The following is a 12439-nucleotide window of genomic DNA, read 5'->3' on the forward strand; positions in this document are numbered from 1 at the left end:
TCTCCATCTTGAAGGTTAGATGTTCAATTTCTGTCTTCTCTTATGTGGTGGAGGCCCAGAGCGGCTGGCTGGGCGTCGTTTCCGGTCCCGCGTGTGGCCGCCCAGATCATGACGGCCAGTGTTGCCAGATACGGGGTCATGTGCAGGAAGTAGCGCGGGACATCCACACCAGTCGCGGCAATCCGGGGGATCAACGCTTCGATGCAGCCAAACAGGAGCGCGCCGAACAGCGCGCGCCAGGGATGCCAGCGTGCGAAAATCACAAGCGCTATCGCGATCCAGCCCCGGCCGCCAACAACAGAATTCGTCCAGATCTTCGACACCGCAACGGTCAGGTAGCCTCCGGCAAGTCCTATCATCGCAGCGCCTATCAGGATGGCCAGGATGCGCATTGTGGTGACATCAATGCCGGCTGCATCTGCAGCGGCAGGATTTTCGCCAACGGCCCGCAAGGACAGCCCGAAACGGGTATGGTTCAGCAGAACCACACACCCCAGGCAAAGCAGAGGTGTCAGCCAAACGATTATATCCTGCCCCATCAGCACAGGCTCCAGACCCTTGATGGCCTGGTTCGTCCAACCGGCATAGGACCCGATGTAGCGCGTCAGCGCGTCGCTGAAAAAGACGAGCGCCAAACCCGCGATTACATGATTGATGCGAAGGCTGGCTGTTAAGCCGGCAAACACCAGACCCATCGCGGCCCCGGCCAACACCGACCCTCCAAGAGCCACCAGCGGCGGCATGCCATTTATCGTGAGGCCGATCCCCGCCAGGGCACCTGCAAGCATGAACCCTTCGGCGCCGAGATTTAATACGCCAGCCCTTTCACTCAGGATGAGCCCGAATGCCGCCAGCGCAAATGGCGCGGCAAATCCGGGAACATTTGTCAGCCAGTTGACCAGAAACTCTGTCATGCTGTCTTCCGCCAATGCATGCGATACGTGAGGAAGAACTCCGATGCCGCGACGCAGATGATAAAGATCGCTTGCACCAGCTGAACAAGCGCCGGCGGGACCTGAAAGAAAACCTGGAGGCTTTGGCCGACAAGAAGCAGGATCGCCATAAAGAAAGCGACCAGCACCACCCCGAGTGGATGATTGCGACCGAGAAACGCAATGAGAACGCCGGAAAACAGATAGCCTGAAAAGAAATCCTGGGTCATGCGGAATTCCACGCCCGCCGTTAATGCAAATCCTGCAAATCCGCCGATGGCACCGGAAGCCAGGATGGCGGCAAGCGTCAGACCGGCAACCGGCACCCCGACGGCTTTGGCCATTTGCGCGTTGGAACTGTTCAAATCGAGCAGATATCCGATCCGGCTGAAATTCAGAGCCCAATATAGAACCAGGGCAAGAACCGCAGCGAGCGGCAGGGTCCAGGTCACGTTCATCCAACCAAGCATCGGCAGACGTTCAAACGCTTCAAATTGCTCCGTGTGCGGAAAACCGCTGACCGGGTCTTTCCAAGGCCCATAAAGGAAATGTAGCAAAAGATTGAAGGCGATATAGTTCAGCAGCAGCGTTGTGATTACTTCGCTTATTCCCATACGCCGCTTGAGAAAAGCCGGTACCGAAATCCAGATCATGCCGCCGGCCATGGACGCCAGGGCCATGAGAACGAGCCGGCCCTGATCCGGACCAACATCATAAATCGCAACAAAAGAAGCAAAAATTGCTCCCAGGATCATCTGCCCTTCAAGGCCGATATTCCAAAAATTGGAACGAAAGGCGATTGCCGTGGCAAGACCTGCAATCACCAACGGCGCCGTCTGGACCAGAACCGATCCTAACGCACGCGGACTGGAGAAAGCTGTCATCGCGACTTCACTGGCCAGGTCTGACGGTGGGACACCGGAGAAAGCCAAAAGCGTAATCGACAGGGCTGCCGCAACCGCCAGGCTAAGCACATAACAGATCAGGCGATGGGTATCGTGGAGATTTTGCCGTATTTCGAGTAATGGTACCAGGCGGAAACGCCCGTTCGGCTTTGCCGAAGCGTCTTCCGGCCGATCTATATTTTCAGGTACAGCCGTCAATTCTGCTGCTTTGCCACTAATCATGGGAAATCATCGCCTTGCCAACGTCCGTGCGATTGGCTGGAGCGTCGAATTCCGCGGCAATACGGCCTTCGGCAAGAACACCTATGCGGTCAGACAAGAGAAAGACCTCATCAAGATCCTCGCTGATAAGGATCACCGCCGCTCCATTGTTCCGGGCCGCACGCAGGCGCTCATGCACAGCCGCTCCTGCCCGCACGTCGAGACCGCGCGAAGGACTGTGCGCGAGGATGACATCCGGATCGGCTTCAAATTCCCGGGCAATCACCAATTTTTGCGCATTGCCACCCGATAGCAAACCAGCGCGCATTCCTGTTCCGCGGACGCCTTGGATATCAAAGGCCTTGACCGCATCCCGCGCTTTTTCTTGAGCTTTTTTCCGGTCAAACCTGAACCAGCCGCCGTATTTTCCCGCAAGCACGCCACGAATAGCGTAATTTTCCACCACGCTTCGCCGCCCTGCCAGGCCAAACCTGTACCGGTCGACGGGTATGTAGGCGAGGCCGAGCGCTCGTCTTGCAGCGGGCGCCATATCGCCAATATCACCATGGCCTTCGAATTCGATGCTGCCCCCGACCTGGTCCGCGAGGCCAGTCAGGACTTCAGCCAGCTCGTTTTGACCATTCCCGGCAACGCCGGCGATGCCGTAAATCTCGCCACCTCGAACCCGGAAACTGATCCCTTCCAACCCCTTGCGCCCGTTTGCTCCGGCAACCCGGACTTCCGAAAGCCGGACACGCGTCTGCCCGATGGATGGCGATGGCGATGATGTTTCAACGATCTGCTCACCTACAATGAGGTCCGTCAGCTTGACGGGATCCATCTCCTGTGGCGAGGTTTCCGCAATTTTGCGTCCTGCGCGCATGACCGTAATCCGGTCGCTGTGGCCAAGTGCTTCATGCAGCTTGTGGGTCACCATTATTATGGCGCTGCCATCATTTGCGAGGCTCCTGATAATTGCCATCAGCGCCTTGGCTTCCTGATCACTGAGGACGGCTGTCGGCTCATCGAGAATGATGAAACGGGCACCGGCAACCAGAACCTTCAGAATTTCAAGCCTCTGCTGTTCCGCCACGCCCAGCGTTCCGGTTCGCCGGTTGAGATCGAGATTGAACCCCATTTGCCCGGCAAGCCTTTGTGCTTTTCCGGCAATCTCGCTCATGGCACAGCCGGGATTGAACAGCGCAATGTTCTCCAGGACTGTAAAGGCGGGAACCAACTTAAAGTGCTGGTGCACCATACCGATGCCTTTGGAAGCGGCATCACGGGCATCGGAAAGGGACACCGCCTTGCCATCGATCTCGACGTGCCCGCCATCGGGCGCGTAGAGACCGCAGGCAATATTCATCAACGTCGATTTGCCGGCGCCGTTTTCTCCAAGAAGTGCATGCACTTCACCCGAACGCGCTGAGAAATCCACACTATCCAGGGCTTTGAAAGTCCCAAAGCTCTTCGACACGGAGCACAATCTCAGCGCGTTCGGCATTGTCGTCTATCTCCGCCCGTTATTGGCCGGAGACCCCATCCACGAACCAGTCCATTGCCCACAGATCACCATCAGAAAGAACCTCGCCATCCTTGACGCGGACTGTTCCGTCACGGTCTGACAGCGGACCGGCAAAGACATGCTTTCCTGCGATAATTGCATCGCGTTCAGCCATGACCTTTTCCTTGAGTTCCTCGGAGACGGCTTCGCCGCAGCACGCCACGTCGATCAGCCCGTCCTTGATGGACAAGAACGCTCCATACTCCGCAGGCTCGAACGCACCGGCTGCGATTTTTTCAATTTCGGGCTTGAGAAAACGGTCCCAAGTCCAGACGGATGAACATTGTGTTGCTGCACTGAACTCCGACAGGTCCCGGTGGTGGCCTGTACCGTAGATCCCATTTTCACCTGCAACCACCTGAACCGTCGGCGTATCCACATGCTGGCCGATCACGTCAATTCCCTGTTCGACAAGAGCTTCGGCTGCAGCACGTTCCTTTACCGGATCAGCCCAGGCGCCTGTGAAGACCACGGACAGCGTGGCATCGGGATTCACCTGACGCGCGCCCAGCAGGTAGGCGTTTACGGTCCAGTTGACCAAACCGAACGGATTGGCAGCCACAAAACCGATCTTGTCAGATTTCGTCAAACCGCCTGCAACCATTCCACATAGGTATTGGCTCTCATAGGTCCGACCATAAATGCTTTTGAGGTTCGGCCCGTTGGTGGTTCCCGCCGGATTGATAAAAACGATGTCTGGGTGTTGCTCGGAGAGTTCCTTGAACGTGTCCGAGTAACCGAAAGCGGAGCCCAGAATAATGTTCACGCCGCGCTCAATAAACAACTCGGCAGCCGGACGGACCGCGATAGCGGATTCCGGGACTTTGGCTGCTTGCGGAATTCGGAGATCCAGCTCTTGTTCCAGTATTTTCCGTGACTCGTCGAGAGACTGTGACCAGCCACCATCATTGACGTCGCCGAAGAGAATGACTGCCGGTTTAGGATCACCTTTGGCTGCGAATTCCGCTGCAGCGATAGTAGTGAACTGAGACAAACCGGCCGTAGCCAATGCCAGACGGAAGACAAATCTCAAGTATAAATTCATTCTGGACCTCATCGACATTATGAAAGACCAAGCAGAATTTCTCATTGCGCGAAATATATTTTTCGCACAATAGAAGTATCAACGCTCAAAGATATTATTAGAGCATTTTGCTTGTCGCTAATTTTGATTACTTGATCCTAAGAGTGGAAAATTTAATCCGTCAAGCAAATTTTGGAACTGTGCCGCCAATTGGAGAATTTTTTTTACAAATGGTCAAATTAAGGGCAAGAAGATTGAAAAATAGGCGAATTTTCCGCCCAAAATGAACTTGCGGGTGTCTGCAAATATTTTCGGAGACCGAAACCTTGCGGCTCCGCACCGGCGTCGCCTCCGCCACCCTGGAGCGCCTCGCCGAGGCCGACGCCTTCGCCGGCATGGGGCTGAGCCGGCGCGCGGCGCTGTGGCAGGTCAAGACCATCCGCTCGGCGAAACCGCTGCCGCTGTTCAACGACCCGATCGACGGCGAGGCGATCTTCGAGCCGGAGGTTCATCTGCCGGCGATGCATCTGGGCCAGGAGGTGGTCGAGGATTATCTTGCCACCCGCCTGACCCTGCGCGCCCACCCGATGGAACTGCTGCGCCCGCATATCCCGCACCTGACCCCGCACGAGCGTCTCGCAGCTCTCTCCCCGCGCGAGGCCCGCCGGGTCTCCGTCTGCGGCCTTGTGATCACCCGTCAGCGCCCGGGCACCGCGTCAGGCGTGATCTTCCTGACGCTGGAGGACGAGACCGGGGTCAGCAACGTGGTCGTCTGGCCGAAGATCTACGAAAAATACCGCCCCGCCGTCCTCGGCGGCCGCCTCGTCAAGGTCACTGTCGGCGGGACACAGTTTTCCCGGAATGCGCGGCACCGCGTCACCCCCCTGTCCGTTTTACGGACATCTCTCCCTCAAGGGGGAAGAGGGGTGCAAAGGGCACGGCTGGCTCGAACCGCGAAGCCAAAGGAAGCGCGGAAAAGAGCTACCCTTCCGCAATGCCCCTGCCTATTGCTCGACCAGACGCAGGGAGCTCACGATCCAGGCGCCATTTTCAAGGCTCATTTCCGCCGACCCGAAGAGCCCTTCGATCGGCAGGCTGAATTCGATGCGGCCGCCGGTTTCCCCGAGCTCAAGCGTCGAGACGATCAGGCTGGCCCGGGCCGGGTCCGGCGCGGTGGCCGGGTTCAGAAACACGGACGGGACGCCCAGATCGAGCGCCGCGAAGCGTTCAGTGTCAGTGCCCACCGGCAGCGTGACCTGCAACGGAAACCGCCCGCTTTCCTCGGGATGCATAAATGCCTGCACCCGCGGATCGCCGATCACGGCCTCAAGCGCAATGGGGTCGTACGCCATAACGGATTCTCCTCTTGCGATGGGCGCGCCAGAAACCACGAACGCCCAGATGAACACGCCTGCGGTGCGGCGAAATGTCTTGAAGTGCGCGGCGGGGCTCATCCCGAGGTGTTCCGTCCGTAAACCGCCGTTTCGAACAGCTCTCCCTCTTCACCGGGATAATCGATGCCATCCTGATCGTCGCCCCAATGCACCAGCTCGTGCAGGATGGTCACCCCGACGCGCGGCAACTGCGTCCCGGCCGCGTTGGTCGTATAGGCCATGTTGGCAGGGGTCCCGTTTTCATAGGCCGTCACCAGGATCTGGTTCAGGCGAATTTCATTGGAGCCGGTGTTGGGCGTGAACTCGCCATTCCTGAAAGTGCCGGCGGGCGATGCGAGCGCCGTGATGTTCAGTGTCGGCTGGTTTCCCCAGGCGAGCGCCCGCTGCAAGGTCGTGCGATTCATTTGCGCGTATCTGAGAAAGGCACGCCGCATGGCCGCGACATTCGCGATTGCAGGCAGGCTGTTGCGAACATAGCGCGTGAATTTCGGGTATCTCGTCTGATCGACGCGGCTGATGATCATGGAATTGCCTCACTGCTCTGATTGCCCGCAACACCCTCCGGGAACGATACGGCCAACAGGGCGTGAAAAGTGTGATGTGGCACACAGAAAATACAATTCGTGCTCCTGGCGGCCGGGCGCGCGGTGCAACGAAGTCCGGCGGGCGTAAATCAGCCACCAGATGAGCCGTGATCAGCACTCTTTGGGAGGAGACGCTCTGAACATCGCCGGATACCAGGTCATTGCTCGACATTGGTTTGGAGGGGCGTCCATGCTATTCTGGATTGTATTTCCAGCAGGCGGTGCGGGCGCTGGCCGCGCAGGCATCGAAGGCTCTGTTTTCCGGGAGGGGGCAATGTTCGCTCGACTGTTGTTTTCATGTTTCTTTGTGGCCGTTTGCGCCACCTATTCCGTCACCCTTTCCGCCACCCATTCCCTCGGCGCGGAGTTGCGGGAGGGCTTCAGCAACGGGCGTCTCAACAAGTTCGTCTGGGCCACCTGTCAGGCGGATTACCCGCGGCTGTTCACCTTCGACGAGGAGGTCACGAACACGACGACAACCCGCTATCTGACTGCCTCGATCGACAAGGACCGCGGCGATGTCGACAACTGTGCCAGCAGGGAGGCCTACCGGAAACAGGGGGTTGACCTCGGCCTGGCGCCGGAACGTCTCGAGCGCTACACGGCCGACGACGATGCCACGGATCTCGGCTTCAGCATGATTGCGCCGGACGCGCTGAGCCTCGAGAGCCGCTGCGAGGAAGGCGACAGCACGAAAGTGCAACGCAACGAGTTGCGCCTGCTTCAGAAGAAATATGTCCACGACGTGTCGGATCCGCACTGGTACACGATCCGCTTCCGCACAAGGGGCACGCCGCCGCCCTGCGGCTCAAGCCGATGGATAATGGCGCAATGGAAATACGCCCCCGCTTCGGAGTGGCCGCACGACTACAGCCAGAACCCGTTTCTGGCTCAAAGGTTCGACAATGGCGTCTTTCACATCACCGCACAGCGCGACAGGTGCCGCTGCATGGTGGCCGTGGCGGACGGCGACCCCGACCTGAAGACCGACGACCCGTCTCTGCCGGCCGCGCCCGAAGGGCAAGGGCAGCGGGCCTTAAAAAAATCGCAGCCCCTGAAATGCACCCGCAAGGACAAGGCCTGCACCCCGGAGGGGTTCACCGTCTGGACAACCGACGGCGGCGAACCCCCACTGCTTCCGGATCCGCGCAAAGGCTGGGTGACCATGTCCTACCGGGTCAAACCCCTCGGTGCGGAACAGGGACAAATCGACGTCTACGCGAACGGGCGCTTCATCGTGCGGATGAGCGGTCATGTGGGCCATGACGGTTTGGGCCCCAGCCGGATGAAATTCAAGTTCGGCGCCTATCGGGACAGGATAACCGGAACGCACCACATGGATGTCGACCGGATCTGCATTTCCAGAAAGATCGGCAATTGCGACAGGACGATCACGCAGGTCGGGCTGACCGACTGACAGGTGGCAGGGCGGTCCCTATCCGCCTCCTGCATCGCCACCGTCAACCGCCCCCCGCCCCTTGGGTGTCAGGCCATAGATCCCGCGTTCGACACGTTCGAACCAGCCGTAGTGATCGTCGGCCATCATGCGGGTGGCGCGGGTGACGCCGGTTGCCCTGGCCACATCCGACCCGCGGCTGGGGCCGTTGGCGTGAAGGTGTCCGGCGCAGCGGATCGCGTCCTGGCGGTAGGCGGTGACCAGCGTCACCCGGGTCGAGCCGCCGGTGTTGGGATCGCCGACGCGGCGGGAGAATTCGCGCAGCAGCCGGGCCTTGCGGGGTTTGGACTTGCGCGGCGAAAACGGCGCCGGGTCGAGGGGAACCTCGACCAGACCGTCGGCAAGGCGGACGGTGATGACGCCAATGCCGAGCCGCCGGGCGAGCTTGAGGTTGTTCTTCAGGCTTGCCAGAAACCGCTTGCCCGGCCCGCGGGCGACCGCGACATAGACCGCATCGGTGATCGATTGGCGGTCGACCGCCTGGTGGAACAGGCTCAGCGTGAAGCCGGTCTTCAGTTCGACGATCACCGGGTCTTCTTCGCCGCGGCAGGCGACGATGTCGGCAGAGCCGACCTCGGCCTTGACCTCATATCCCTGACCCTTAAGGAAGGTCTTGACCGGCAGGTAGAGATCGGTTTCCAGAATGCGTTCCATGCCGGGAGTTTAGGCAGGAGGCAAAACCCGGACAATCGGCAAGCCGCCGCTGCCGGAAATGGTCCACCGTTTCCGGGCCGCAATGACGGATCCAGCTCCCGGCGCGGTGTCCCGAAGGGGCGGCCGCCGATGCCGGCCGGCTCATCCCCGCACACGCCGGTCAGATCGGGAGACCGGCAGCGCAGTCCGGACTTCACGCAACCGTGAGCGCTCTTTATCGTGTCTGTGCGGGCCCCATCTCGGAAATCGCCACAAACACACTATAATTTCCTGACGAAGCGCTCGTAATTCACAGTGATCCCGGCACGCGGCAAGCCGCCGGGAAGTGACTGTCCGACAGGAGAGATCCCGATGACCACCGACCTCCTCACCCGCCGCGGCCTGCTTGCCACGGGCGGCGCAGCCGTTGTGGCGGCCGCGTCCGGGCTTGTCGTCCCGGCCCGCGCCGATGGCCTGGCGCCGACGCGGTCCATGCGCGGCGGGTCCAACAACTATCTGCCGGACGCGCCGATCGTCAGCCGGATCGGCGGCGGCGGGTTCTGGATGACCGGCACGGTGCGGCGCGCGGGCGATGGTGCGCCACTGGCCGGACAGCGCATCCAGGTCTGGGCGCACACTACCGAGGGCCACGAGCGCGACCGGCGCAGCCATGGTGCTACCTTGAGCGACGCGAACGGCGTGTTCCGTCTGGAAATGCCGCAGATCGTGCCAGCCTTCGGCCAGGCGCACGGACATCTGGCCTATGACGGCGGCGAATTCGAGACCGTGTTCCTGCGTCCGGTGATGTCGAGCGCGCGGGACACCAGCCTGGAAGCGCATTTCGTTCTGCAGCCGGCCTGAGCGGGGAATGCGGACAGCCAGCCGCCGAACCGCTGCGCTCCTGACCTGGGCCGCCCTGGCGGCGGCGCTCCTCGTGCCGGTCGCAGCCGCGGCCCTGAGCCCGCTGCTTGCCTGGCGCCAGCCGGTCTATATCGCAGCCGGGTTTGCAGGCATTGCCGCGATGGCGCTGCTGCTGCTCCAGCCCCTGCTGGCGGGCGGAGGTCTGCCGGGTCTTTCCGGTGCACGCGGGCGGCGCATCCACCGCTGGGTCGGCGCTCTGCTGGTCGCCCTGGTGCTGATCCATGTCGCCGGCCTGTGGATCACCAGCCCGCCGGACGTGATCGACGCGCTCTTGTTCCGATCGCCGACGCCGTTTTCAGCCTGGGGCGTGGTCGCGCTATGGGCGGTGCTTGCCGCCGCGCTGCTTGCCCTCTTTCGCCACCGGTTGCGCCCGCGGGTGTGGCGCCGCGCGCATACGGTGCTGGCGATGGTCATCGTCACCGGCAGTGTGGTCCATGCGCTGCTGATCGAAGGCACGATGGAGACCTGGTCGAAGGTCGGCCTGTGCATGCTGGTCGTGGCGGCGACCGTGAAGGTGGCAGCGGACCTGCTGGCCCGGAAGAGAGGACCGCGGCGCGCGTGACGCGAGGACAAAAGCACGATGAAACCGGCCTGTGACCGGCTGTTTCCGGTCGCCGGTCGCGCTTCTCCCAAGGAGTTTTACAACCCCGCCACCATCTCCCGCAACGCCTCCAGCCGCAACAGGTCCGCCGCCTGCGGCGCCGATACCCATCGCCTCTGCCGGTGGCTCTCCTCCCAGTCGGCCCCCTCCAGCACCTTGGTCACCTCCATGATGAACAAGGTGACCTCGCAGATCGCGCCCCATTTTTCATAGGAGAAATGGCCGAGCGGATCCTTGCCGATCCGGCCCTTGATGCCGGCTTCTTCGCGGGCCTCTATCCTGGCGGAGGCGGCGGGCGAGAGACCCGGATCGACGATGCCCTTGGGGACGGTCCAGTGGCGGCCGCTGGAGGAACCGACAATCAGGATTTGCGTGCCTTCCGGCGTGTGCCGGACCGGAATGACGGCGGACTGGCGGTAATAATAGGCCGGGCGGTCGCGGCGGCCCGCGCCGTCCGGTGCCGGATAGGGGAAGAGGTCCGGCAGGTCTCCGGCATCTGTGCGTGCGATCAGGCGGAAGCGACCGTCCTGTCCGGCCAGACGCAACAGACAGCCGGGGCCGAGTTCCTCCACACGCCCTTGCGGCAGGCCGAAGGCCGGATCGCCGAGAAGCTGTCTCACCGTTCCGGGCAGCGCCACCAGCAGCGGCCGCTTCAGGGCATCACGCGCGGGCAATCGTCCGGCGGCGAGATCTTCGCTCGTACTGATCCCCCGCGCGGTCCAGCCGGCCGCCTTGAGGGCTTTTTCCGCGCTGACATGCGCCCGCAAGCTGCCATCGGTCAGCACAAGGTCCGGGCGCAGGCGTTCGCCGCCCAGAAACGCGCCGACCTTCTGCATCTGGCGTTTGCCGCTGCTGCGCAGCGGGCGACCCGAACGCGGTCCGTGCCAGTGTCTTTCGCCCGCGCCGGCGCTGAGGATCATCAGGTCCATGAGGTCTTCCTTGCGGTGAGCACAGCGATATCCCGCATTCCAGCAAAAAGGATAGCGCGGCCTGGCCTTGCTGTCACAGGCGCGTACCTCCCGTGTCCTATCGCAACGGCTCCGGCCCCCGAGCCGGGATCCGCCGTGATCGGCGGAAGGCCCCGGCTCGGGGGCCGGGGCGGCAGGGGGTTCGACGAAATCGCCGGGAGGCGGCCCGGGAAACAGGAAAGTTTCGACTGAACCGACGCCATGGGATATCGGTTGGCCATGACCGACACACGCACAACAGCGCTGGCCACGGCGATCGTGCTTGGCACCGGCGTGCTCTGGGGCTTTTACTGGCTTCCGGTGCGCGCGCTCGCCGACACGGGGCTGGACGGCCCGTGGGGCACGCTGGCGATCACGCTGGCGGCGACGCTGCTGCTGGCGCCGGCCACGCTCCGCAGATGGCGGACCCTTGTCAGCACCAGCCGCGTCGCGCTTGTTTCCATCACCCTTGGCGGGGCCGCCTTCGCGCTGTATTCGATCGGCTTCATCTATGGCCGGGTCGCGATCGTCATCCTGCTGTTTTTCATGACGCCGGTCTGGAGCACCCTGATCGGCCGCTATGTCATGGGCTGGCCGACGCCGCGCCGGCGCCTCCTGGCCATCGGCCTCGGCCTTTCGGGACTCGGCGTGATGCTGGGCGCGGACGGCACCGTGCCGCTGCCGGACGGCGCCGGAGAATGGATGGCGCTGATCGCGGGGCTGCTGTGGGCGATCGCCACCACCGGCATCAAGGCCAGATCGACGCTCGGGCCGGTGGACGCCACCTTCGTGTTTGCCGCCGGCGCGGCCCTGACCGCGCTGCTGCTCGCTCTGATGCTCACTCTGGTACCGGGCCTGTTCACGGAAGCGGTCACGGGAACTGCCCATGCTGCCGGACCGTCCGCCCGGGAAGACGCGGCGGTCGGTCAGATCCTGCGCATCGGCGTGCTGGCGCTCACGGCCGGCGGCCTGTGGTGGGGCCTGTCGACGGCGGCGCTGATGTGGGCAACCGTCCGGCTGGAACCGGCGCGCGTCGGCATCCTCCTGATGACGGAGGTTCTCGTGGGTGCGGCTTCGGCGGCGCTCCTGGCCGGGGAGTTCCTGACACCGGTGGAAATTGCCGGGGGCGCGATGGTCCTCGGCGCAAGCCTTCTGGAGATCTGGAATCCGCGCCGGCCAGGCACCATTTCCAACCGGTGACAGGCATCACGCCCCCCTTGAGGGACAGTCTCAAGAGCAAAACCGGCCAAAGTCCGCATTTTACGGGTGACAGAGCC

General features: G+C 62.1%; 12 protein-coding genes. 5 read left to right on the forward strand and 7 right to left on the reverse strand.

Annotated features, from left to right (window positions below; genetic code table 11):
• Positions 1-23 precede the first annotated feature (23 nt).
• From WNZ15_RS03150 to WNZ15_RS03165, 4 genes are read right to left on the reverse strand one after another with little or no spacing between them, the layout of a single operon-like run.
• Entirely contained in the window at positions 24-914 is an 891-nt protein-coding gene (locus tag WNZ15_RS03150) for an ABC transporter permease (RefSeq protein ID WP_342891475.1), read from the reverse strand.
• Positions 911-2059 carry an ABC transporter permease gene (locus WNZ15_RS03155; protein ID WP_342891476.1) on the reverse strand — a complete coding sequence of 383 codons (1149 nt, stop codon included), beginning with the start codon at positions 2057-2059 and terminating at the stop codon, positions 911-913. The genes WNZ15_RS03150 and WNZ15_RS03155 overlap by 4 nt, the downstream gene beginning before the upstream one ends.
• Complete coding sequence (locus tag WNZ15_RS03160) at positions 2052-3542, reverse strand: ABC transporter ATP-binding protein (protein WP_342891477.1); 1491 nt, start codon at positions 3540-3542, stop codon at positions 2052-2054. Before WNZ15_RS03160 ends, WNZ15_RS03155 begins: the two co-directional genes overlap by 8 nt.
• 19 nt (positions 3543-3561) lie before the next feature.
• Complete coding sequence (locus WNZ15_RS03165; RefSeq protein WP_342891478.1) at positions 3562-4647, reverse strand: BMP family ABC transporter substrate-binding protein; 1086 nt, start codon at positions 4645-4647, stop codon at positions 3562-3564.
• A gap of 305 nt (positions 4648-4952) precedes the next feature.
• Here WNZ15_RS03165 and WNZ15_RS03170 point away from each other — a divergent pair, with 305 nt between their 5' ends.
• On the forward strand, positions 4953-6101 hold the full coding sequence (locus tag WNZ15_RS03170) for an OB-fold nucleic acid binding domain-containing protein (RefSeq protein ID WP_342891479.1): 1149 nt from the start codon (positions 4953-4955) through the stop codon (positions 6099-6101).
• On the opposite strand, the gene WNZ15_RS03175 is transcribed toward WNZ15_RS03170, so the two are convergent.
• Positions 6077-6544, reverse strand: a complete 468-nt coding sequence (locus tag WNZ15_RS03175) for a hypothetical protein (RefSeq protein WP_342891480.1) — start codon at positions 6542-6544, stop codon at positions 6077-6079. The genes WNZ15_RS03170 and WNZ15_RS03175 overlap by 25 nt on opposite strands.
• Before the next feature lie 334 nt (positions 6545-6878).
• Here WNZ15_RS03175 and WNZ15_RS03180 point away from each other — a divergent pair, with 334 nt between their 5' ends.
• Complete coding sequence (locus WNZ15_RS03180; RefSeq protein ID WP_342891481.1) at positions 6879-8021, forward strand: heparin lyase I family protein; 1143 nt, start codon at positions 6879-6881, stop codon at positions 8019-8021.
• Between the two features lie 18 nt (positions 8022-8039).
• Here the strand turns inward: WNZ15_RS03180 and WNZ15_RS03185 are convergent, their stop codons facing one another.
• Positions 8040-8714, reverse strand: coding sequence for a DUF2161 family putative PD-(D/E)XK-type phosphodiesterase (locus WNZ15_RS03185; protein WP_342891482.1), 675 nt, complete (start codon positions 8712-8714; stop codon positions 8040-8042).
• A 351-nt stretch (positions 8715-9065) separates the two neighbouring features.
• On the opposite strand from WNZ15_RS03185, the gene WNZ15_RS03190 reads away from it, so the two are divergent.
• Both WNZ15_RS03190 and WNZ15_RS03195 read left to right on the forward strand, forming a co-directional pair.
• Positions 9066-9554, forward strand: a complete 489-nt coding sequence (locus tag WNZ15_RS03190) for a twin-arginine translocation pathway signal (RefSeq protein ID WP_342891483.1) — start codon at positions 9066-9068, stop codon at positions 9552-9554.
• 7 nt (positions 9555-9561) lie between these two features.
• A complete protein-coding gene (locus WNZ15_RS03195; RefSeq protein ID WP_342891484.1) occupies positions 9562-10176 on the forward strand; it encodes a ferric reductase-like transmembrane domain-containing protein in 615 nt (204 codons plus the stop codon).
• A 77-nt stretch (positions 10177-10253) separates the two neighbouring features.
• Here the strand turns inward: WNZ15_RS03195 and WNZ15_RS03200 are convergent, their stop codons facing one another.
• The gene (locus WNZ15_RS03200) at positions 10254-11144 is read right to left on the reverse strand and encodes an NUDIX domain-containing protein (protein ID WP_342891485.1); all 891 of its coding nucleotides are present in this window, start codon (positions 11142-11144) and stop codon (positions 10254-10256) included.
• 258 nt (positions 11145-11402) lie between these two features.
• Here WNZ15_RS03200 and WNZ15_RS03205 point away from each other — a divergent pair, with 258 nt between their 5' ends.
• Complete coding sequence (locus WNZ15_RS03205) at positions 11403-12362, forward strand: DMT family transporter (protein ID WP_342891486.1); 960 nt, start codon at positions 11403-11405, stop codon at positions 12360-12362.
• Positions 12363-12439: the final 77 nt, after the last annotated feature.

Source organism: Roseibium sp. AS2 (assembly GCF_038900065.1).
Taxonomy (GTDB): Bacteria; Pseudomonadota; Alphaproteobacteria; order Rhizobiales; family Stappiaceae; genus Roseibium.